Origin of the sequence: Streptomyces sp. NPDC028722 (genome assembly GCF_040637655.1) — a bacterium.
Classification (GTDB): Bacteria; Actinomycetota; Actinomycetes; order Streptomycetales; family Streptomycetaceae; genus Streptomyces.
In genome coordinates, this window is the sequence record NZ_JBEZWU010000022.1 from 99,708 (window position 1) to 120,971 (window position 21,264).

Annotated in this window: 17 protein-coding genes and 1 pseudogene; 12 read left to right on the top strand and 6 right to left on the bottom strand. The window is 73.1% G+C overall.

All coding sequences use genetic code 11. The features are described 5' to 3' along the window. The first annotated feature begins 342 nt into the window (after positions 1-342). The 7 genes from AB0F03_RS28315 to AB0F03_RS28345 all read left to right on the top strand — a co-directional run bounded on the left by AB0F03_RS28315 (position 343) and on the right by AB0F03_RS28345 (position 11,288). Entirely contained in the window at positions 343-1,686 is a 1,344-nt protein-coding gene (locus tag AB0F03_RS28315) for a hypothetical protein (RefSeq protein ID WP_361996859.1), read from the top strand. A gap of 14 nt (positions 1,687-1,700) precedes the next feature. Then, positions 1,701-2,726 carry a glutamate ABC transporter substrate-binding protein gene (locus AB0F03_RS28320; RefSeq protein WP_361996861.1) on the top strand — a complete coding sequence of 342 codons (1,026 nt, stop codon included), beginning with the start codon at positions 1,701-1,703 and terminating at the stop codon, positions 2,724-2,726. Between the two features lie 41 nt (positions 2,727-2,767). After that, positions 2,768-4,048 carry a hypothetical protein gene (locus tag AB0F03_RS28325; protein ID WP_361996863.1) on the top strand — a complete coding sequence of 427 codons (1,281 nt, stop codon included), beginning with the start codon at positions 2,768-2,770 and terminating at the stop codon, positions 4,046-4,048. Continuing rightward, positions 4,045-6,828, top strand: a complete 2,784-nt coding sequence (locus tag AB0F03_RS28330; protein ID WP_361996865.1) for a tetratricopeptide repeat protein — start codon at positions 4,045-4,047, stop codon at positions 6,826-6,828. The genes AB0F03_RS28325 and AB0F03_RS28330 overlap by 4 nt, the downstream gene beginning before the upstream one ends. Positions 6,829-6,831: 3 nt before the next feature. Beyond that, positions 6,832-8,157 carry a PP2C family serine/threonine-protein phosphatase gene (locus AB0F03_RS28335; RefSeq protein ID WP_361996867.1) on the top strand — a complete coding sequence of 442 codons (1,326 nt, stop codon included), beginning with the start codon at positions 6,832-6,834 and terminating at the stop codon, positions 8,155-8,157. 97 nt (positions 8,158-8,254) lie between these two features. Next, positions 8,255-9,598 carry a VWA domain-containing protein gene (locus tag AB0F03_RS28340; protein WP_361996869.1) on the top strand — a complete coding sequence of 448 codons (1,344 nt, stop codon included), beginning with the start codon at positions 8,255-8,257 and terminating at the stop codon, positions 9,596-9,598. Between the two features lie 58 nt (positions 9,599-9,656). Next, positions 9,657-11,288, top strand: a complete 1,632-nt coding sequence (locus AB0F03_RS28345; protein WP_361996871.1) for an FHA domain-containing protein — start codon at positions 9,657-9,659, stop codon at positions 11,286-11,288. A 6-nt stretch (positions 11,289-11,294) separates the two neighbouring features. Here the strand turns inward: AB0F03_RS28345 and AB0F03_RS28350 are convergent, their stop codons facing one another. Further along, on the bottom strand, positions 11,295-12,272 hold the full coding sequence (locus AB0F03_RS28350) for a methyltransferase domain-containing protein (protein WP_361996873.1): 978 nt from the start codon (positions 12,270-12,272) through the stop codon (positions 11,295-11,297). A 159-nt stretch (positions 12,273-12,431) separates the two neighbouring features. Here AB0F03_RS28350 and AB0F03_RS28355 point away from each other — a divergent pair, with 159 nt between their 5' ends. Then, positions 12,432-12,836 carry a globin gene (locus AB0F03_RS28355; protein WP_361996874.1) on the top strand — a complete coding sequence of 135 codons (405 nt, stop codon included), beginning with the start codon at positions 12,432-12,434 and terminating at the stop codon, positions 12,834-12,836. Between the two features lie 85 nt (positions 12,837-12,921). Here AB0F03_RS28355 and AB0F03_RS28360 read toward each other — a convergent pair whose 3' ends face one another. Genes AB0F03_RS28360 through ettA form a run of 3 tightly spaced genes read right to left on the bottom strand, consistent with a single transcriptional unit; the run spans position 12,922 to position 15,695 of the window. Further along, positions 12,922-13,599, bottom strand: a complete 678-nt coding sequence (locus AB0F03_RS28360) for a hypothetical protein (protein WP_361996876.1) — start codon at positions 13,597-13,599, stop codon at positions 12,922-12,924. Then, positions 13,596-14,024, bottom strand: a complete 429-nt coding sequence (locus AB0F03_RS28365; protein ID WP_361996878.1) for a thioesterase family protein — start codon at positions 14,022-14,024, stop codon at positions 13,596-13,598. The genes AB0F03_RS28360 and AB0F03_RS28365 overlap by 4 nt, the downstream gene beginning before the upstream one ends. Positions 14,025-14,030: 6 nt before the next feature. Beyond that, the gene (gene ettA / locus AB0F03_RS28370; protein WP_361996880.1) at positions 14,031-15,695 is read right to left on the bottom strand and encodes an energy-dependent translational throttle protein EttA; all 1,665 of its coding nucleotides are present in this window, start codon (positions 15,693-15,695) and stop codon (positions 14,031-14,033) included. 152 nt (positions 15,696-15,847) lie between these two features. Here ettA and AB0F03_RS28375 point away from each other — a divergent pair. Continuing rightward, positions 15,848-16,132: pseudogene (locus tag AB0F03_RS28375) on the top strand (hypothetical protein); the annotation flags it as partial. A 351-nt stretch (positions 16,133-16,483) separates the two neighbouring features. Further along, complete coding sequence (locus AB0F03_RS28380) at positions 16,484-16,870, top strand: hypothetical protein (RefSeq protein WP_361996882.1); 387 nt, start codon at positions 16,484-16,486, stop codon at positions 16,868-16,870. 27 nt (positions 16,871-16,897) lie between these two features. On the opposite strand, the gene AB0F03_RS28385 is transcribed toward AB0F03_RS28380, so the two are convergent. Continuing rightward, complete coding sequence (locus AB0F03_RS28385) at positions 16,898-17,302, bottom strand: nuclear transport factor 2 family protein (RefSeq protein WP_361996884.1); 405 nt, start codon at positions 17,300-17,302, stop codon at positions 16,898-16,900. A gap of 486 nt (positions 17,303-17,788) precedes the next feature. Here AB0F03_RS28385 and AB0F03_RS28390 point away from each other — a divergent pair, with 486 nt between their 5' ends. Both AB0F03_RS28390 and AB0F03_RS28395 read left to right on the top strand, forming a co-directional pair. Continuing rightward, entirely contained in the window at positions 17,789-18,460 is a 672-nt protein-coding gene (locus tag AB0F03_RS28390) for a lytic polysaccharide monooxygenase (protein WP_361996886.1), read from the top strand. A 122-nt stretch (positions 18,461-18,582) separates the two neighbouring features. Next, positions 18,583-19,785, top strand: a complete 1,203-nt coding sequence (locus tag AB0F03_RS28395) for a cellulose-binding domain-containing protein (RefSeq protein WP_361996888.1) — start codon at positions 18,583-18,585, stop codon at positions 19,783-19,785. A 49-nt stretch (positions 19,786-19,834) separates the two neighbouring features. Here the strand turns inward: AB0F03_RS28395 and AB0F03_RS28400 are convergent, their stop codons facing one another. Then, positions 19,835-21,193, bottom strand: coding sequence for a Cys-Gln thioester bond-forming surface protein (locus tag AB0F03_RS28400; RefSeq protein WP_361996913.1), 1,359 nt, complete (start codon positions 21,191-21,193; stop codon positions 19,835-19,837). Positions 21,194-21,264: the final 71 nt, after the last annotated feature.

Consider the following 21,264-nt stretch of genomic DNA (forward strand, 5'->3'; position numbering starts at 1 on the left):
AACCGATCCCCCGTTACCAGCGTGTTCCTCACCGGGGGGTGGTGCGCCCGGCGGCACACGCCCCCGGGCACACTGCGATCCGATCAAGATCCCGTGAAGGCCGGTGCGGACGCCGGTGCCGACGGCGATACTGGGCGGCGAACGGATGACCACGGGGGAGGTCGAGTGACACAACCGCCGAAGAGCAGCGCGGTGCCACCACCGGCCCGCCCGGCCGTACCCGCCGGCGCGAACGGCCTTCACGGTGCCCCCGGCCCGCACGGTCCGCCCGGCACACCCGGCGCTCCCGCTGCTCCCGGCGCCCCCCGGGTCCCCGCCCGGGCCGGCCGCCCCGGGGAACCCGTGGCCGTCGCCCCGCCGGTGCCGCCCACCCGGCGGACCGCGTTCGCCGAGGGCGCCGAGCGGCTGCGCGCCGCCGCGACGACCGAGCCGGGACGGCTGCGCGTGATCGGCGCCGTACTCGCCCTGCTGGTCCTCGCGTTCGGGGCGGTCACCGCCTGGCAGACCAGTGCCCGGTCCGCCGCCGCCGACGACGTGCTGCACCGCAGCCAGCCGCTCAGCGCGGGCGCGGCCGGGATCTACCGGTCACTGGCGGACGCCAACACGGCCGCCTCCACCGGCTACCTGGCGGGTGGGCAGGAGACCCCGGACTCCCGGGACCGGTACGAGAAGGACATCAGGACCGCCGCCACCGGACTCGTCACCGCCGCCGCCAACGCCGAACCCGGCTCGGCCTCCGAGGCGACCATCGCCCGGCTGAACCGGCTGCTGCCGGAGTACAAGGGCCTGGTCGAGCGGGCCCGGACGTACAACCGGCAGGGCTACCCGGTGGGCGGCGCCTATCTGCGCTACGCCAACGAGAAGATGCAGAAGCAGATGCTCCCGGCGGCGGAGGACCTCTACTCGACGGAGAACCGGCGGCTCACCGGCGACTACGGGGACGCGACACCGTACCCGTGGGCGGCGATCACCCTCGGCGTGCTCGCCCTCGCCGCGCTCGGCCGGGCCCAGCACCGCATGTACCGGCGCACCCACCGCGTCCTCAACCACGGCCTGGTCGCCGCGACCGCCGCGACCACCGCCGCCCTGCTGTGGCTGGTCGTGGGGCACGCGTTCGCCCGGTCGGGGCTCGACGGCTCCTACGAGCACGGCATCCGGTCGCTCAACGTCCTGCACGACGCCCGGATCGCGTCCCTGAAGGCACGCGGCAACGAGAACCTGAGCCTGGTGTCGCGCGGCGCCGAGACCGTCACGGTCGGCGGCACGTCCTACGACGCCTACTACCACGACTTCGACAAGGACATGGCCGTGCTCGGCAAGGGACTGACCGAGGCCGCGAGGCTCGCCGACGACCGGGAGGGCTCCACCCCGGTCAAGGCGGCCGAGACCGACATGGCGGTGTGGAAGCAGCGCCACGCCGCGGCGCGGGCCGAGGACGAGAACGGCAACTACCAGCAGGCGCTCGACAAGGTGATCGGCGCGAAGGGCGCAACCGGCGAGTGCTTCGACGGCGTGGACCGCAGCCTCGTCCGCGCCATCGGCCACGAGCAGGCCGAGTTCCGGCAGGCGGCCGGTGACGGCCGCGACGCCATGACCGGGCTGCCGGCCGGCGCGGCCGCACTCACGGTGCTGGGCGCGGCCGGTGCCGTCGCCGGTGTCGGGCGCCGGCTCTCGGAGTACAGGTGACAGGGGGCGGGGCGATGGACACGGCACGTGCACGGGCCTCGCTGCGGGGCTGGGGCGGGGTCGCCACCATGGCGGTGCTGTGCGCGCTGGCGCTGGCGTTCGCCCTGCTGCTGCCGTGCACCCAGACGCCGGTGCCCGAGCGGGCCGTCCGGCGGACCGTCACCGCCACCCAGGCCCGCGCCGACGGCTGCCGGGACGCGGACGCCCACCGGCGCACCCTCGCCCCGTCCGGCGCCGACGGGCCGGTGATCGACGCCATCAAGGCCCGTACGGGCGCCCGGCGCAAGCTGATCGTCGGCGTCGACCAGAACAGCTACCGCTGGGGCTACCGCAACCCCAGCGCCGAGGGCGCGGAGCTGGAGGGCTTCGACATCGACCTCGTCCACCGGATCGCCCAGGACATCCTCGGCGACCCGGAAGCGGTGCAGTTCAAGGCCATCCCGACCAGCCAGCGCATCACCGCCATCGAGAACGGGCGGGTGGACATGGTCGTACGGACCATGACGATCACCTGCGACCGGCTCGCCCATGTCGCCTTCTCCGCGCCCTACTTCAAGACCGGGCAGCAGGTCCTCGCCCCCAGGTCGGCAGCGATCACCGGCTACGACGGCTCGCTGGCGCACAAGAAGGTCTGCACGGCGGCCGGTTCGACCGGGCACACCAAGCTGGACGCGGACCGCAAGGACGGCCGGCTGCCCGCCTCCACCGACATCTCCACCACCGTCCCCAGCCAGCTCGACTGCCTGGTCCGGCTCCAACTCGGCGAGGTGGACGCGGTGGTGACCGACGGCGCGCTCGCCGCGAGCCAGGCGGCCCAGGACCCGACCGTCGCACTGAAGGGTGAGGCGTTCACCGAGGAGTACTACGGCGTGGCGATGCGCAAGGACGCCACCGACCTGGTACGCCGGGTCAACCGCGTCCTGGTGGACTACCGCGCGAACGGCTGGCAGGCGTCGTACGACAAGTGGCTGTCGGCGACACTGGGTAAGGATCCGGCCGCGTCGAAACCGCCCGTGCCGCAGTACCTGCACGGCGGTTGAGCCGCACCCGACCGGAACACACAGCGAGTAAGAGGTGATCGATGGGCGTCACGGACCCCGCCGGGCCGGTGATGGACCGGGACGAGGTGGACCGTGCGCTGGCGCGGCTCGGCCAGGAGCACGAGGCGATCGAGACCTCGCTGCTGGCCCTCCAGGACCACGCGGGCCGCAGGCTCCTCGAAGGGGCCGCCCTGACCGGTGTCACCGAGGAGCGCTGGCAGGCCGCGGAGGCCCGGATCACCTCGCTGTGGGCGTGCTTCGACGCGTACACGGCCGCGCTGCGCGGTGCCCGGCAGATCCGCGCCCGGCGCCGCTGGTCCAGCCGCGAGGACCTGGCGCAGCTGACCGGGCTGCTGCGCGGCGCGTCCGTGACCGTCCCCGACAGCGGCACCGGCAGGCTGAGCGAGACGTTCACGCTGTCCGCGCTGGTGGACCGGATGAACGAGCTGTACGCGACGAGCCTGGACGTGATCGTCGCCGCCGACGCGGTCTGGTCGGCGCTGCCCGCGCGGATCGATCTGCTCGCCGAGGAGCTCCAGCGCACCCGGCAGCTCGCGCACTCCGTGGGGGTGCGCCCCGGCGAGCACCCGGCCGGCGACGACCTGGAGCGGATCACGCGCACGCTGACCCGGCTGCGCGAGGACGTCGTCTCGGACCCGCTCGCCTTCTGGGTGCCGGCGGCGGGCAGTTCCGCGCCCGGTGGCGGACGTCCGGACACGACGGTGTACGACCGTGAGGCGCGCGCCCTGGAGGACGTACGGCGGGAGATCGACGCGGTGCTGACGGTGCGTCAGGACGCGGAGGCGCGGCTGATCCGGCTGCGGGACATCCTCTCGCGGGCGGACCGCACCCTCGCCGAGGCCCGTGCCGCGCGCGGCGAGGTGCTGGCGAAGATCGCCGCGACCGAGGTGCCGGTGGTCAGCGGGCCGCCGACCGCGCTCCACGAGCAGCTGAGCACCGCGGCCGAGTACCGCAGGCAGGCCCGCTGGCACCGGCTCTCCCCACTGCTGGAGGAACTGGAGCGCAAGGCGGAGGACGAACTGCTGCGCGCCCGCGAGTCGCTGACCGCGGTCACCGCGCCGCTCGCGGTCCGCGCCGAGCTGCGCGGCCGGCTCGACGCCTACCGGGCCAAGGTCGCCCGGCACGGACTCGCTCAGGACCCGCTGCTGGTCGAGCGGTACGACGCGGCCCGGCGCATGCTGTGGAGCGCGCCCTGCGACCTGCGCGTCGCCGAACAGGCCGTCCTGCGCTACCAGCGGGCGGCGGCCGAGGCGCTGGGCGGCGCGAGCGCGCCGCAGGACGGCAGGGGGGACCAGTCATGAGCAAGCCGGGGCAGACCTGCCAGCGGCCGGGCTGCGGCGGAGCGTACGAGGACGTCGGCGGCGGCGAACTGTACTGCGACACCTGCGGTCTCGCGCCGGTCGTCTCCGCGACCGGGTCGGTCGGCTCGCCACCCACCGGGGTCACCAGGGGCTCCGCGCAGAGCGGCAGTTCCCGCAGCGCGCGAACGTCGTCCCAGTCGTCGAGGTCCCGGCGCTCGGTGTCCGGGCGGCTCTCCCGGTCGCTGTCGGGCGCGTCCGCCGGCCGTTCGGTGTCGGTGCGCAGCTCCGGCTCGTCGTCCGGTCCGTCCACGCGCGGGCGGCTGGGCGCGGGTCTGGTCGCCGTCCCGCAGGTGCCGCGGCCGGACCCGCGCGCGATGGTGCTGGACCACCCGGAGGTGCCGGAGCGCAAGCGGTTCTGCTCCCGCTCGGACTGCGGGGCGCCGGTGGGCCGGGCCCGGGGCGAGCGGCCGGGCCGCACGGAGGGCTTCTGCACCAAGTGCGGGCACCCGTACTCCTTCGTGCCCAAGCTGCGGGCCGGGGACATCGTGCACGGCCAGTACGAGGTCGCCGGCTGCCTCGCGCACGGCGGGCTCGGCTGGGTCTACCTCGCCGTGGACCGGGCCGTCTCCGACCGCTGGGTGGTACTCAAGGGCCTGCTGGACACCGGCGACCAGGACGCGATGGCCGCGGCGATCTCCGAACGGCGGTTCCTGGCGGAGATCGAGCACGCCAACATCGTGCGGATCTACAACTTCGTGGAGCACCTGGACCAGCGCACCGGCTCCCTCGACGGCTACATCGTCATGGAGTACGTCGGCGGCAAGTCACTGAAGGAGATCGCCAACGCCCGCCGCACCGCCGACGGCCGGCGCGACCCGCTGCCGGTGGAGCAGGCGTGCGCGTACGGCATCGAGGCGCTGGAGGCGCTCGGCCACCTGCACAGCCGCAACCTGCTGTACTGCGACTTCAAGGTCGACAACGCCATCCAGACCGAGGACCAGCTCAAGCTGATCGACATGGGCGCGGTGCGCAGGATGGACGACGACGAGTCGGCCATCTACGGCACGGTCGGCTACCAGGCACCGGAGGTCGCCGAGACCGGCCCGTCGGTGGCCAGCGACCTGTACACGGTGGGTCGTACGCTCGCCGTGCTGACGTTCGACTTCCAGGGCTACACGAACGTCTACGCGGACCGTCTGCCCGACCCCGACAGCATCGAGGTCTTCCACCGGTACGAGTCCTTCTACCGGCTCCTGGTCCGCGCCACCGACCCCGACCCGGCCCGCCGGTTCGCCTCCGCGCAGGAGATGGCCGAGCAGCTGACGGGCGTGCTGCGGGAGGTCGTGTCGCTCCAGACCGGACACGCCCGGCCCGCGCTGTCGACGCTGTTCGGACCCGAGGTGAAGGTCACGGACGCGGAGTTGTTCCCACGGCTGCACGGGGAGGTGTCCCGGCTGGGGGCACGCCCGGTGCGCGGCCGGAAGCGGGGCAGGGGCGCTGGGAGTGGGGCGGTGGTGGCTGCGGTCACTTCGGGTGCGGCTCCGGCAGTGGGGGGCGGGGTGCCGCCGACCCCGGGGGCGGCGACTTCGGTTCCGGCTCGGCCTCCGGTCGTAGCGGCTTCGGGGACTTCGGCCCCGGCTCCGGCGACTCCGGGTCCGGGTCCGGGTCCGGCCGTGGCGGCGCCGGGCTCGGCGGTTTCGGGCGTGGCGGCGCCGGGCGTGGCCGTTTCGGCTGCCGCGGTGGCCGTTCCCGGAACGCCGGCTCCGTCGGTGGCGGCTCCTGGGATGCCGGCTCACGGGACACCGGTTCCCGGCGTGCCCGTTCCGGTTCCGACGGCCCTGGTCAGGCCCGTCGACACCCCCGCCGCCGCGCTGGCCCTGCCGGTCCCGCTGGTCGACCCCACCGACCCCGACGCCGGTTTCCTGGCGGGCCTCATGGCCTCCGCGCCGGCCGAGCTGCTCGGTGCCCTGGCCGCGGCGCCCGCCCGGTCCGTCGAGACCCGGCTGCGGCAGATCCGCGCCCGGCTGGAGAGCGGCGACCACCGGGCCGCGCTGACCGGCCTGGCCGAGCTGGACGAGGAACGGCCCGACGACTGGCGGGTGGTCTGGTACCGGGGCGTCGCCGCCCTGGCCACCGGCGACTTCGAGGGCGCCGCACCCGCCTTCGACGCGATCTACGACGCCTTCCCCGGCGAGGCCGCGCCCAAGCTGGCGCTCGGCCTGTGCGCCGAGGTGCTGGGCCAGCCGGACAACGCGGCCGAGTACTACCGCCTGGTGTGGACGACCGACCCCAGCTATGTGAGCGCCGCGTTCGGCCTGGCCCGGGTGCGGCTCGCGGCCGGGGACCGGCGCGGTGCCGTGGCGACGCTGGAGTCGGTGCCGGAGTCGTCCATCCACTACACGGCCGCCCGGGTCGCCGCCGTCCGGGCCCGTCTGAGACAGCGCACGGCGAGCGCCGGCGACGTACCGTTCCTGGACGACCTGACGGCAGCCGCCGGGCAGATCGAGGCGCTCCAGGTGTACGGTCTGGACCCGGCCCGGCGCGAGCAGTTGACGGCGGAGGTGCTCGGCTGCGCCCTGGACTGGATACTCTCCGGAGGCCAGGACACCGGCCCCGCCGCCGGCGGCCGGGTGCTGCTGGGCAGCGGTCTGGACGAGCGGGGCCTGCGCTTCGGCCTGGAGCGCGCCTACCGCACGCTGGCCCGGCTGGCGCCCGGCGGCGACGAAAGGATCGAGCTGGTGGAACGGGCCAACCGTTACCGCCCCCGGACGTGGGTGTAGTCGATGTCGCAGATGCCCCAGCAGGCCGCACTGCCGAAGTGCCCGAGCTGCGCGGAGCCCGTCGAGCGGGGTGACCTGTTCTGCGGAGCGTGCGGGTACGACCTCTCGGTGGTCCCCGCTTCCCCGCAGGACCGGCCGGCCGTCACCATGACCGGCCCCGGCGCGCCCGGCGACGGCGTGGACTGGCCGGCCCCCGAACCGCCGGGCTCCGCCGGGACCGCGCCCGGGGTGCACCTGCCGGCCGACCTGCCCGGCACCGACTCGGGCGGCACACCGCTGTCCGGGCACGAGTCCGACGCCGAGCGGTCCACCGGCCCCGGGGTGCGGCTGGACCGGCCGGCGGAGCCCGAGGAGTACGCGCTCCAGGCACCGGACCCACGGCTGTCCCCCGGTCCCGGCGCCCCGGCCGGTCCGGCGACGGTGTGCGTGGCCTGCCGGACGGGCCGGGTGGACAGCGACGGCTACTGCGAGAACTGCGGACACGCCCAGCCCCGCGAACGCGACCACGTGGAGCGGGAGTCGGGTCCGGTCGCCGCCGTCAGCGACCGCGGGCTGCGCCACCACCGCAACGAGGACGCCTTCGCCGTCGGCCACACCACGCTGCCGGACGGCACCCCCGCGGCGCTGGCGGTCGTCTGCGACGGCGTGTCCTCCGCGACCCGCCCCGACGACGCGTCCCTGGCCGCCTCCCGGGCGGCCGGTGACATCCTGCTGGCCGCGTTGCCCCGCGGCACCCACCCGCAGCAGGCGATGCACGAGGCGATCGTCGCCGCCGCGCAGGCGGTCAACGCGCTCGCCGAGGAGCCCGCCACGGCCCGCGAGCAGGCCCCGCACCAGAACGCGCCGGCCTGCACGATCGTCGGCGCGGTGGTCACCTCCGGGTTGCTGGTCGTCGGCTGGGTCGGCGACAGCCGGGCCTACTGGGTGCCCGCCGACCGGGGCGCGCCGCCCGCCCGGTTGACCGAGGACGACTCCTGGGCCGCGCAGATGGTCGCCGCCGGCCTGATGAGCGAGGCCGAGGCGTACGCCGACGAGCGCGCCCACGCGATCACCGGCTGGCTCGGCGCGGACGCCTACGAACTGGACCCGCACACCGCGTCGTTCAAACCGGACCGGCCCGGCACCGTGGTGGTGTGCACCGACGGACTGTGGAACTACGCCGAGTCGGCGGAGGAGTTGTCCGAGGTCGTGCCCGCGGACGCGGCGGTCCGTCCACTGCACAGCGCCCAGGTGCTGGTCGGCCACGCCCTGGACGGCGGGGGCCACGACAACGTAACAGTGGCCGTGCTGCCGTTCCCGGCGCCGCCCCAGGGGGCAGGATCGGCCTGAGGCCGGAACGGGGAGGCCTCGGCGGACCGGAGGGGACCGGTCCGCTCAGTTGCGCTGCCTCGCTTGCGCGGGGTGTCCGAGGGGGATGTGAACCAGCATGGCCAGTTTCGCGAAGCCGAACGTGCCGCAGTTCTCGGTGGACGTGTACCAGAACGAGTACCTGCCCGAGGGCGGCAGCGAGGTCAACGCCGTCGTCACGGTGACGGCGACCGGCGGCGGCACCGTCGGCACCGCACCCACCGCATCCGGCCACGCACCGGGGTGGCAGCCGTCCGCCGCGGTGGCGGTCATGGTCGACTGCTCCGGTTCCATGGACCACCCGCCGGCCAAGATGCGCAACGCGCGGGACGCCACGGCCGCCGCGATCGACACCCTGCGCGACGGCACGCACTTCGCGGTGATCGGCGGCACCCACGTCGCCCAGGAGGTCTACCCGGGCGGCGGACGCCTCGCGGTCGCCGACTCCGTCACCCGCGAGCAGGCCAAACAGGCACTGCGCCGGCTGAGCGCGGGCGGCGGTACGGCCATCGGCACCTGGCTGCGGCTCGCCGACCGGCTGCTGTCCTCAGTGGACGTCACCATCCGGCACGGCATCCTGCTCACCGACGGCCGCAACGAGCACGAGCCGGCGGACGACCTGCGGGCCACGCTGGAGGCGTGCGCCGGACGGTTCACCTGTGACGCGCGGGGCGTGGGCACCGACTGGGAAGTGAAAGACGTCACAGGGATCGCCTCCGCGCTGCTCGGCACCGCCGACATCGTCGCCGACCCGGCCGGCCTGGCCGCCGACTTCACGCGGATGATGGAGACGGCGATGGGCAAGGAGGTCGCCGACGTGGCCCTGCGGGTGTGGACGCCGGTCGGCACGGCCATCCGCTTCGTCAAGCAAGTCGCGCCCGCCATGGAGGACTTGACCGGCCGCCGCACCGAGGTCGGGCCGCGCGCCGGGGACTACCCCACCGGGTCCTGGGGCGACGAGTCCCGCGACTACCACGTGTGCGTCGCGGTCCCGCCGGCCGGGATCGGACAGGAGATGCTCGCCGCACGGGTGTCCCTGGTCGTCCCACAACCGGACGGAACGGTACAGAATCTCGGCGCGCAGGGGCTCGTACGGGCCGTGTGGACGGACGACATGACGGCCTCCACCTCGATCAACCCCCAAGTCGCCCACTACACCGGGCAGGCCGAACTGGCACAGGTCATCCAGAAGGGTCTCGACCTTCGCAAAGCGGGCGATTTCGACGGAGCAACGGCCAAACTGGGGCGCGCCGTTCAGCTGGCGAGCGCCTCGGGGAACGCGGATACTGCGAAACTGCTTGCGAAGGTGGTGGACGTGGTCGACGCCGCGACAGGTACTGTGCGGTTGAGGACGAGGGTCGCGGAGGCGGACGAGATGACTCTGGAGACCCGGTCCACCAAGACCGTCCGTGTGAAGAAGTGACTCCTGGAAGCGATTGCAGCGATCCAGACGGACCCTCAGGAGAAGGGGAAGCACCGACATGCCGACCTGCCCGAACGGACACCAGTCGGGTTCCGACGACTGGTGCGAGGTCTGCGGTCACCGCATGGCCGGTGCCGTACCTCCGCCCCCTCCGCCGCCGCCCGGCGGTGGCTACGGCTTCCCGCCGCCCGCCGGCCCCGGTGGTCCCGGCGGCCGGACCGGCGCCGGACGCCCGCACCCGTCCGCCGGGTCCGCCCCGGAGCCGGAGCTGTGCCCGCAGTGCCGTACGCCCCGCGAGGGCGGCGCGCCGTTCTGCGAGGAGTGCCGGTGGAACTTCCTGACCAACACGGCGACCTCCTACACCCCGGCCGCCCCGCGCTCGCCGCAGCCCCGGTTCCAGCCGCCGAGCGCGACGTACGGCGGCGGTGACGGGTACGAGTACCAGGGCTCCCGGCCCTCGCAGATGAACCGGCCCGCCGAGCCGATCCCGTCCTTCACCAGCGAGCCGTCGGGTCCGACGCCGTTCGCCGGCGAACGGCGCTCCGCCGGCCCGCCGACCACCCCCGGCCCCACGGGCGCGCCCCCCTTCGCCCCCGGCGACCAGCGCCGCCCCGGTCCCCCGCCGCCCTTCCCCGGCACCCCGGGCCAGCCCGGCCAGCAGTCCGCCTTCGGCGGCGGTCAGGGTCAGAGGCAGAGTCAGGGCCCCCAGGGTCCCGGTGGCCCGTCCGGCTTCGGCAGCGGTCAGGGCCAAGGTCCCGGCGGCCCCGGCGGCCCCTCGGGGTACGGCGGAAGCCAGGGGCAGGGTTCCGGCGCACACTCCGGCTTCGGCGGCGGTCAGGGCCACGGCCAGGGGCCCGGTGGCGCGTCCGGCTTCGGCGGCGGTCAGGGTGGCTCCCAGGGCCCCGGCTCCGGTGGACCTTCCGGCTTCGGCGGGGGTCAGAGCCAGGGGCAGGGCCAGGGTCAGGGCTCCCAGGGTCCTGGCGGTCCGTCCGGCTTCGGCGGCGGTCAGAGCCAGGGTCCCGGCGGTGCCCCGCAGGCGTTCCAGCAGGCCGGTGCCCCGGCTCCGCCCGCGTTCCCGCGCGAGGGCGGCCGGACCCGGGCCGGTGACGACGACTGGGTGCTGCCCCCGCCGTCGGGCTCCGGTCCGTCCGGACCCGGCCAGGGCCCCGGCGGCCAGGGCGGCGGCTACGGCTACCCGCAGCCCGGCGCCGGCCAGGCCCCCCAGAGCCCCGGCGGCTTCCCCCAGGCCCCGCACGGCCAGCACGGCCAGCACGCGCAGCAGTCGGCCACCTGGACCGCGACCATAGGCCCGGACCGCGAGTACTTCATGGCGATGATGCAGCGCTCCGGCCCCGAGGCCGCGGGCCTGAACCTGCCCGCGTACTCGCCGGAGCAGCGGCGCACGCTCACCGGCAACCAGGTCACCATCGGCCGCCGCCGGCACTCCACCGGCGACACCCCCGACATCGACCTGTCGGTGCCGCCGGAGGACCCGGGTGTCTCGCACCAGCACGCCGTGCTGGTGCAGCAGCCGGACGGCGGCTGGGCGGTCGTGGACCAGAACTCGACGAACGGCACCACGGTCAACATGTCGGAGGAGCCGATCCAGCCGTTCGTGCCGGTGCCGCTCCAGGACGGCGACCGGGTGCACGTGGGCGCCTGGACGTCGATCACCGTCCGCCGGGGCTGAGGGAGATCACGGCAGGGGCCAGAGGTACGGCCCCTCCGGGTCGTCCAGCCACGCCCGGACACGGCCGCCGCCGACCGTGACGCCGTACCGTCCGCGGTCCGGCCTGCCCTCGCGCTCCCACAGCGCGTACGCCTCCCGCGGATCGAGGGCGCCCCGGGTCAGCCAGAGCAGGAAGCGGAACGGCTCCTCCGCCCGGGCCCGGCCCGGCAGCCCGGCGAAGGAGACGTCCTCGGGTTCCGCCCGGCCCTCGCCGCGGAGCGGTACGAAGAAGGCGGCCGTGGGCAGGAAGCGGCCCTCGGCGTGCTCGGGGCCGTGCACCGTGAGGGCCAGCAGTCCGGTGGCCAGCGGGGTGAGGACGCGGGCGCCGGGGCGGCACTGGGCGAGCCAGGCGCGCGGGACGGTCGGCAGCTCGCAGGTGGCGATGATCCGGTCGAAGGGGGCGCGTTCGGGTGCCCCGCGGGCGCCGTCGCCGGTCACCACGACCGGGTGGTAGCCGGCCGCCGCGAGGTGCTGCCGGGCCGACTCGGTGATCTCCGGCTCCAGGTCGATCGTGGTGACGAGGCTGTCGTCGCCGAGCCGGTGGGCGAGCAGGGCCGCGTTGTAGCCGGTGCCGGCGCCCACCTCCAGGACCCGGTCGCCCTCCCTGATGCGCAGCGCGACCAGCATCTGCGCCATCAGCGACGGCTGGCTGCTGGAGGAGAGCAGCTCGCCGTCGCGCAGCCGGGTGGCGAGCGGCACGTCCGCGTAGGCGCCGCGCACCCAGCGTCGCCGGGCCTGCCGGTCGCTGCTCTCGCCCCAGCGGCGCTCGTAGCCGCCCGGTCCGGCGACGTAGTAGTACGGCACGAACAGGTGCCGGGGCACCTCCGCGAACGCCTCCCGCCACACCGGGTCCCCGTCCCAGACCCCGTCGGCGTCGATCTCCCGCACCAGCGCGGCCCGCGCCGCGGCGGCGAGTTCCTCGGTCTCCGTGTCGTAGGCGCCCATGTCTCCACACTAGGGGCGCGGCGGCCGGTCCTAGGCCCGAAGTCCTGGGTCACCGCGTCTGAGACGATGGACGGGTACTGCAATTCCCGGGGGCGTCCCCGGACCCCCGGCCGAACAAGCCCAGGGGCGGACCGGCACACAGATGTGAGGCAATCCAACGTGACCGAGATTCGGCGCGGCACGCTTCAGGAGCAGACCTTCTACGAGCAGGTCGGCGGGGAGGACACCTTCCGCCGGCTCGTCCACCGTTTCTACGAGGGAGTCGCCGGGGACCCGGTCCTGCGGCCGATGTACCCGGAGGAGGACCTGGGTCCGGCCGAGGAACGGCTGGTCCTGTTCCTGATGCAGTACTGGGGCGGCCCCACGACGTACAGCGCGAACCGCGGCCACCCCCGGTTGCGGATGCGGCACGCCCCGTTCACCGTGGACCGGGCGGCGCACGACGCCTGGCTGCGGCACATGCGGACGGCCGTCGACGAGCTGGGGCTGTCCGAGGAGCACGAGCGGACGCTGTGGAACTACCTGACGTACGCCGCCGCGTCGATGGTGAACACCCCCGACTGACCGCACCGGCCCCCGGCCCGGCTCACTGCCGAGGACCGAGGCCCCCACGGCGCACGGTGCGCCGCAGGGAAGGCCCGCGCGCGGCTCAGCGCACGCTGAGCCCGAAGGATTCCCGTCCGGTCTGCCGGACCGCGACGGACCCGTAGGGGGTGCGCAGCCGGAGCCACGCCCCCGAGGAGAACAACCCGGTGTCCCCGGGGCCGGTCCCCGGCCGCAGGAAGCCGAGGGACTGGGCCGCGTGCACGGCCCGTACGGGCAGCCGGGTGCCGTCGATCCGCCGGGACCAGATGTCCCGCCCGATCCGGTCCAGCTCCGCGCGGGTACGCCCGTGCGGCCCCAGCTCCTCGGTACGCGAGCGGAATTCGGCCACCGCGGCGGCGACCGTGGCGCGCAGCGCGTCCGGCGCGGGCAGTCCGGGCTCCGGCTGCCAGCCCGACCGCTGCGGCAGCACACCGGCCCACGGCGGCCCCGTGACGGCGCCCGGGACGGCGGCGGTGGCGGCCCGCTCGTCCACGGACTCCAGGAACTCACCGGCGGACACCGTCACGTCGAGGGCGACGTCGAGCCCGTGCTCGTACGGCTTGGCCAGCCGCACCGCACGGACCGCCAGCACCTCGAAGGACGGCGGCCGGCCGAAGACGGCGAGCGCCGTGCCGGCCGCCTGGAGCCGCACCGCCGCTCCACGGTCGTAGCGGAGCAGCCGGGAGAGGAAGGCGGCGAGGTCCGCGGCCTCCGTCTCGTCGGCCAGGTGGAGGACCGTCATGCGGCGACGGCCTCCCCCTCGGTCTCGGTGTCCTCGGCCGCGTCCATGTACTCCCGGAGGAACTCGCGCTCCTCCGCGGTGATCCGCCGCGGACGCTGGCCCTCGAAGTCGAACGGGACGATGACCGTCGAGGCCCGTACGTACACCAGGTCACCGTCCTTCACCTCGTAGGAGAGGGTGAAGGACGCGGCCCTGATCTCGGTGATCCACAGCTCGATGTCCACCGGCGCGTGCCGGTGGACGAGCTGCCGCTTGTAGTCGATCTCGTGGCGCGCCACCACGGACCCCTGCTTGAAGTCCTTGTCCGGGCGGAACAGGAAGTCGATACGCGCCTCCTCCAGGTAGCGGAGGAAGACCACGTTGTTGACGTGGCCGTACGCGTCCATGTCCGCCCAGCGCAGCGGGCAGCGGTAGATGTGGCGCAAGACCGATCAGCCCCGGGTCAGCTTCTTGTAGGTGGCACGGTGCGGACGCGCGGCGTCCGGGCCGAGCCGCTCGACCTTGTTCTTCTCGTACGACTCGAAGTTGCCCTCGAACCAGAACCACTTCGACTCACCCTCGTAGGCGAGGATGTGGGTGGCGACCCGGTCCAGGAACCACCGGTCGTGGGAGACGACCACGGCCGCGCCCGGGAACTCGAGCAGCGCGTTCTCCAGGGAGGACAGGGTCTCCACGTCGAGGTCGTTGGTCGGCTCGTCGAGGAGCAGCAGGTTGCCGCCCTGCTTGAGGGTGAGCGCGAGGTTGAGACGGTTGCGCTCACCGCCGGAGAGCACACCGGCCGGCTTCTGCTGGTCCGGTCCCTTGAAGCCGAAGGCGGAGACGTAGGCCCGCGAGGGCATCTCGACCTGTCCGACGTTGATGTAGTCGAGCTCGTCGGACACCACGGCCCACAGCGACTTCTTCGGGTCGATGTTCTCGCGGCTCTGGTCGACGTAGGAGATCTTGACGGTCTCGCCGACCTTGATGCTGCCGGAGTCGGGCTGCTCGAAGCCCTGGATCATCTTGAAGAGCGTCGTCTTGCCGGCGCCGTTCGGCCCGATCACCCCGACGATCCCGTTACGCGGCAGCGTGAAGGAGAGGTCGTCGATGAGGACCTTGTCCCCGAAGGCCTTGCTGAGGTTGTTGACCTCGACGACGACACTGCCGAGGCGCGGCCCCGGCGGGATCTGGATCTCCTCGAAGTCCAGCTTCCGCATCTTGTCGGCCTCGGCGGCCATCTCCTCGTAGCGAGCGAGACGCGCCTTGGACTTGGCCTGGCGCCCCTTGGCGTTGGAGCGCACCCACTCGAGTTCTTCCTTGAGGCGCTTGGCGCGCTTGGCGTCCTTCTGCCCCTCGACCTTGAGACGGGTCTGCTTGGTCTCGAGGTACTTGGAGTAGTTCCCCTCGTAGCCGTGCAGTCGGCCGCGGTCGACCTCGCAGATCCATCCGGCGACGTTGTCCAGGAAGTACCGGTCGTGGGTGACGGCGACGACGGTGCCCGGGTACTTCGCGAGGTGCTGCTCCAGCCAGTTCACCGACTCGGCGTCGAGGTGGTTGGTGGGCTCGTCGAGGAGCAGCAGGTCGGGCTGCTCCAGCAGCAGCTTGCACAGCGCGACTCGGCGCCGCTCACCACCGGAGAGGGTGGTGACCGGCCAGTCGCCGGGCGGGCAGCCCAGCGCGTCCATGGCCTGCTCCAGCTGGGCGTCGAGGTCCCAGGCGTTGGCGTGGTCCAGCTCCTCCTGGAGCTTGCCCATCTCGTCGAGGAGCGCGTCGGAGTAGTCGGTCGCCATCAGCTCGGCGATCTCGTTGAACCGGTCGAGCTTGCCCTTGACCTCGGCGACACCCTCCTGGACGTTCTCCAGGACGTTCTTCTCCTCGTTCAGCGGAGGTTCCTGGAGCAGGATGCCGACGGTGTAGCCGGGCGACAGGAACGCGTCGCCGTTCGACGGCTGCTCGAGGCCCGCCATGATCTTCAGCACGGTCGACTTACCGGCACCGTTCGGACCGACGACGCCGATCTTCGCCCCCGGCAGGAAGCTCAGGGTGACGTCGTCGAGGATCACCTTGTCGCCGTGCGCTTTGCGCGCCTTGCGCATGGTGTAAATGAACTCAGCCAAGAGAAACCGTCCGGCAGCTTGAAACTGGCAGTGGGCAGATACACCCCATCTTGCCTGACCGCCACCCCTGGGGGGAAACCCGTTGGGTCGGGGGGCTGTGACCTGGTGTTTCCTTACGTCCGCTCGGGGCTCACCTGTCACTCTCGGTCGTCATCGGCCGGCCTCGGGCACCGGCTTCCGACTCTGAGGTGTCCCTCGCCCGTGGGAACCCGCTGCTCGGGCGTCCTGATCCTGATCTTGGACCGCGCCTCACGGCTCTGGGCTGTGATCTCGTGCGGGCCTCGACATGGAGGGAAGAGGCGAACGAGGCCGTCGCGCCACGCATCGGACTGCCGAGGCTGCCCGTCGTCGAGTGGCCCGACGCCTGTGCCGACGGCGGTCCGCAGGGCCTGCACTGGAAGACCCCTCACCTCGTCGAGTGGGCCGACCACCGGCCGTGATGATGTGGTGTCGCCGTTCGTGGGTCATGGGACGGTTCCGCGCCGCGCCGCGACTGCGTGGCTACGACGACGGCTTGCACCAGCCGAAGCGCGCGCTGCACGGCATGAGATCGCGGGCATACCACCTACCCCGAAGCCACTGAGTACGGCACTGTGTCTCCGACTGTCCGCGTTAGTCACGGGGGATCGACGTTGTGGGAGCAGTTGCCTGCTTTGGCCGGCGTTCTTGTGGGAGCCATCGGCTCATACGTGGCAACCAGCCTTACGGAGCGGAGCCGGTGGCGACGGGCAAAAGCCGAACGCTGGGATCAGAAGAGACTGGACACCTACGCGTCCTACGCGAACAGCTTGAAACTTCAGATCAACCTTGCCCAGCGCATAGGGGCCGCACGGGGGTTCCAGCACGCTGTGGACCCGCTGGATCCGGAGCAGGGCCTGGCACAGCTGGCCGAGGCCGAGGCGCGGCGTGCAGCCGAGTGGGAAACGGTGCTGCTCGTCGGGGATGCCGAGACCATAGCGGCGGCTCGTAAGTGGCATGAAGCGGTGTGGAACGTCGAACTTTATGCTCGCGGTCTGAAGGACGACCCTGCCGGTTGGGAGAGAGCAATCGCGCAGATGAGCCGAGCACGTGATGCTTTCTACGCTCTCGCACGGCGTGACCTGGGCATCTTGGGGCCCCCTCCACCGTCCGGCAACTGGCCTCGTGTCTGGCAGCAGCAAGACGAAACTAACTGAGAGCAACCCGGAGACCGGGGCCGACAATCACGTTCCGGCGATGGTCCGCCCCGGCATCGGCTCTGCCAGCGCGGCCCGCCAGACCGGCGCACCGAAGAAGTCGGCGAAGTACTGCGTCTCGTGCACCACGTACTGGTCGGCGAATTCCATGATGCTCACCGAGTACGAAGGCACACCGTCATAGGTGATGAGGCATTCGCTCACCCACAGATTCGCATGGCCGGTGATCCGCTGGACGGTGAAGTGCCGGTCGGCCGGGTGCCCGCCGCGTTGAGCCGAGATCGTCGCGCGACCCCGGAACCGCTCACCTGACTGCGGGTAGTCCAGGATCGCTTCCGTGGCGTAGATGGCGTGCTCGGCTTCGGTGTCCCCGCGTTCCGAGGCCCGCCAATGCTCCTCGATCGCGGCCCTGGTCCGGGAGTCAGCATCCATGGCACCGCCCTTCCGTAGCGGTGACAGCCTAGGCACTCCGGGCCACAGCCGGCCGGGGCCAGGCGCGCCTGTGGGCTGCAAGTCCTCCCTTTGGCCGGATCGGAGGACGGCGGCGGACGGCAGCCCTCCACCGTGACAAGGGCGCAAGGTGACCGCCACCCGGCTCACCCCGTCTCGATCAGTTCTGGTCGCCGCGACTCGCCCAGGACTCCCGGCTCGACCTCGTGCCGGTCGGCACCGCCTACGACCACCCGCGGGGGCGATAAGCACGCCGCCGCTTGCGCGCCCCGACGGCGCTGACCCGGGGTTTCGCCGTTGGCGGTGGTGGTGTTCCGGCTTTGGCGTGATTGGGCTGTTGCCGTGCGGCGGTCCGCCGCGCAGCCTGGAGGCGCGGGAGCGCTCCCACGCTTCGATTGCCCCCGACCGGAGCGTGCTCCCGCGGCTCCACTGCAACCGGCACTTCTCCCCCACGGAAAGAGTCTCGTCATGCATTGTCATGAGCATGAACATTCCTTACGGCATCGGTCATTGCTCCTCCTCAGTCCTCTCGTCGCGTTGCTGATCAGCCTGGTCACCTGGGGCGGAACGGCCTCCGCCCACGGTTCGGTGGTCGACCCGGCCTCCCGCAACTACGGCTGCTGGCTCCGCTGGGGCAGCGACTTCCAGAACCCGGCCATGGCCCAGCAGGACCCGATGTGCTGGCAGGCGTGGCAGGCCGATCCCAACGCCATGTGGAACTGGAACGGCCTCTACCGCAACGGTTCCGCCGGCAACTTCCCGGCCGTCGTCCCCGACGGCCGGCTGTGCAGCGGCGGCCGGACCGAGGGCGGGCGCTACAACTCCCTCGACGCCGTCGGCCCCTGGAAGACCACGGACATCGGCGCCGACTTCACCGTCAAGCTGTACGACCAGGCGAGCCACGGCGCGGACTATTTCCTCGTCTACGTCACCCGGCAGGGCTTCGACCCCACCACCCAGCCGCTGACCTGGAGCGATCTGCAACTGGTCACCCGGACCGGCAAGTATGCCCCGAGCCAGAACTACGCGATCCCCGTACACACGTCCGGCTACACCGGCCGTCACGTCGTCTACACCATCTGGCAGGCGTCGCACATGGACCAGACGTACTTCCTGTGCAGTGATGTGAACTTCCGCTGACCCGGCCGCACCGCTCCCGCCACCGGACACGGCTCCCGTCGGCCGGCCTCCACCCGGCCCGGCCGGCAGGAGCACCGGCTCTCCGTTCCTCCTTCTTCCGTCCGTACGCCCAGGAGGCGCACATGCTCACCCCTCTCGTGCGATGCCTGCCCCGGCTGCGACGAGGGCCCCGGGTGCGCGGCCCCTGGGCGGTGGCCTCGGCCGCTCTGGCGCTCGCCGTGTCCCTCGTGGTCGCCATGCCCGCCAGCGGCGCCGGTGCGGCCTCCGGATGCCGGGTCGACTACACCGCCGACGAGTGGACCGGCGGATACACCGCCCAGGTCCGTGTCACCAACCTCGGCGCCCCCCTCACCGGCTGGCGGTTGACCTGGACGTACGGCGGCGACCAGCACGTCACCTCGGCCTGGAACGCCACCGTCACCCAGACCGGCCATTCCGTGACCGCCGTCAGCACGGACTGGAACGGGGCACTGGCCACCGGCGCCGGCGCCGACTTCGCCCTCCAGGGGACCCGGCAGTCCGCCGACCCCGCGCCCACCGGTTTCAGCCTCAACGGCGTGCCCTGCGGCGGCGACGGCACCACCCCGCCGACCCCGCCTCCCACCACCCCGGACACCCCCTCCCCCACACCGCCCGCGGGCTGCGGCACCGCCGTCCTCTGCGCCGGCTTCGAGGACCAGACCGGCTCCACGCCGTCCGGTGACTGGCGGTTCACCGCGCCCGACTGCCAGGGCACGGGCACGGCCGCCGTCGACACGGCCGTCGCGCACAGCGGCACGAGGTCGCTGCGGGTGGACGGCCGGGCCGGCTACTGCAACCACGCCTTCGTCGCCGCCACCGCCGACCTGTCGTCGGTCGGCCCGGTGCTGTACGTCCGTATGTGGGTGCGGCACACCACCGCGCTTCCGGCCTCCCATGTCACCTTCGTATCGATGCCGGACACCTCCCAGTCCGGCCGGGCGCTGCGGGTCGGCGGCCAGAACGGGGCCTTGCAGTGGAACCGGGAGAGCGACGACGCCACGCTCCCGGCGCAGAGTCCGGCCGGGGTGGCGCTGAGCAGGCCGCTGCCGACGGGAAGCTGGCAGTGCCTGCGGTTCGCGGTCGACACCTCGGCGCCCCGGCTGGACACCTGGCTCGCCGACGAGCAGGTGCCGGGTCTGCACGTCGACGGCGTACCGACGCAGGACGTCGACCAGCAGTGGCTGTCCCGTACCGTCCCGCCCCGGCCGACCGCGCTGCGGCTGGGCTGGGAGAGCTACGGGTCCGGTGACGACACCCTGTGGTTCGACGACGTGGCCGCCGGCCCGGCACCGATCGGCTGCTGACGGGCCGCCCGGAGCCCACCCGCGGCCTCGCCTCGGTCACCCGGCGCCGTCACGCGCCGGGGGTCGTCTCCTTGCGGCGCAGCACCACCAGCACCGTGCCGCCTATCACCACCAGACCGATGGCCACGCCCGCGATCAGCGGGGTGATCGCCGAACCGCCCGTCGCGGCCAGGTCGGTGGTGTCCGCCGTGACGGCGCCCACCGTGGCGGGGCTGGGCTCGCTGCGCAACTGGGCCGTCTCGGTCGTGACCGCGCCCTGGGTCCGGCAGTCCAGGACGCCGGTGAAGCGGTGGCTGAAGCCGTGGGGGCCGGTGATCGTGAAGTCGTAGGCCTGGTCCTCCTGGAGCGGGACGGTCACCGTCCGGGAGGTGCCCGCGGGGATCGTGTGCTGGGCGCCCATCAGCTCGAAGGTGAACGGCTTGTCACCCTTGTCGGCGACGACGATGTCCACACCGCCCTCGGCGCAGTTCTTGCGGGCCGAGACCGCCGGTACGGCCCCCTCGGCCGCCCAGGTGGCCGTCACGGCCGCCGAGACCGTGGACTCGCTGGAACCGGCCAGGATCTGGGTCTGGCTGCGGCTCTCGGAGGCGAAGGCACGGCCCACCGGCACGGTCGTCGACGCCTGCACGGTCAGCTCGGCCGTCCCGTCCGCCGCGTCCTCGGGCACGTCGACGTACAGCCGGGTGCCGTCCTTCGCGGAGGTGATCACCTTGCCGGTCTTGTCGATGATCCGGACCCCGCCGGCGGCCGCGTCCGCCGGCGGGCTCACCGTGACGGCGCCCGCGTTGGTGTGCACGGTCACCGGTCCGAGCAGATCGCCGGGCCGGCCGGAGACCGCGGGCGGGTCCAGGGTCAGCGAGGCCTGCGGTTCGGTGGTGTTCCGGGCGCTCTTCTCCAGGTAGTCGGCGAGCTTCTCGGCCTGCGGGTCGACGGCGTCGACCTTCACCCCGTCCGAGTAGCGCCAGATGGCCACCTGGGTGCCGGCCGCCGCGTCCTGCTCGGTCAGTCCTCTCGTGCCCGCCCGCCGTGCGAGCGCGGCGAGGTCGTTGACCTGGGGGTAGGAGTGCTGGAGTATCCAGCGGATCCGGCCGGCGCTCCTGTTGGTGCCCAGCGACGTACCGCTCCAGGCCGTCTCCTGGTACCGGGCGTCGCGCTGGGTCGGGTTGTGGAGGTCGACGCAGTACGTCTGCAAGGTGCCGCCGCCGTCCACGGACATCTCGAACAGACCCGCCGACACCCGCTGGTCGCCGCCGTCCCCGTGGATCACGGCCTCGCCGTAGGTCTTCAGCCCGTTGATCGTCGCCGTGGCCCCGCCCTGTCTCTGCGGCGTCCCCTCGGCCGCGGCCGTACCGGCGCCGGACAGCACGCCGGCTGCCGCGAGGCCGGACACCGTGGTGGCGGCGGCCAGGCGGGCCGCTCCGGTGGACCGGCAGAACCCAGAGAGCGCAGCAAGCACAGAATTCCCCTTCGAGCAGGACC

Bases quoted from the DNA above. Each gene is read 5' to 3' on its own strand.
- AB0F03_RS28320 (WP_361996861.1), top strand. From the start codon at position 1,701: ATGGACACGGCACGTGCACGGGCCTCGCTGCGGGGCTGGGGCGGGGTC.
- AB0F03_RS28325 (WP_361996863.1), top strand. From the start codon at position 2,768: ATGGGCGTCACGGACCCCGCCGGGCCGGTGATGGACCGGGACGAGGTG.
- AB0F03_RS28330 (WP_361996865.1), top strand. From the start codon at position 4,045: ATGAGCAAGCCGGGGCAGACCTGCCAGCGGCCGGGCTGCGGCGGAGCG.
- AB0F03_RS28335 (WP_361996867.1), top strand. From the start codon at position 6,832: ATGTCGCAGATGCCCCAGCAGGCCGCACTGCCGAAGTGCCCGAGCTGC.
- AB0F03_RS28340 (WP_361996869.1), top strand. From the start codon at position 8,255: ATGGCCAGTTTCGCGAAGCCGAACGTGCCGCAGTTCTCGGTGGACGTG.
- AB0F03_RS28345 (WP_361996871.1), top strand. From the start codon at position 9,657: ATGCCGACCTGCCCGAACGGACACCAGTCGGGTTCCGACGACTGGTGC.
- AB0F03_RS28350 (WP_361996873.1), bottom strand. From the start codon at position 12,272: ATGGGCGCCTACGACACGGAGACCGAGGAACTCGCCGCCGCGGCGCGG.
- AB0F03_RS28360 (WP_361996876.1), bottom strand. From the start codon at position 13,599: ATGACGGTCCTCCACCTGGCCGACGAGACGGAGGCCGCGGACCTCGCC.
- AB0F03_RS28385 (WP_361996884.1), bottom strand. From the start codon at position 17,302: ATGGATGCTGACTCCCGGACCAGGGCCGCGATCGAGGAGCATTGGCGG.
- AB0F03_RS28390 (WP_361996886.1), top strand. From the start codon at position 17,789: ATGCATTGTCATGAGCATGAACATTCCTTACGGCATCGGTCATTGCTC.
- AB0F03_RS28395 (WP_361996888.1), top strand. From the start codon at position 18,583: ATGCTCACCCCTCTCGTGCGATGCCTGCCCCGGCTGCGACGAGGGCCC.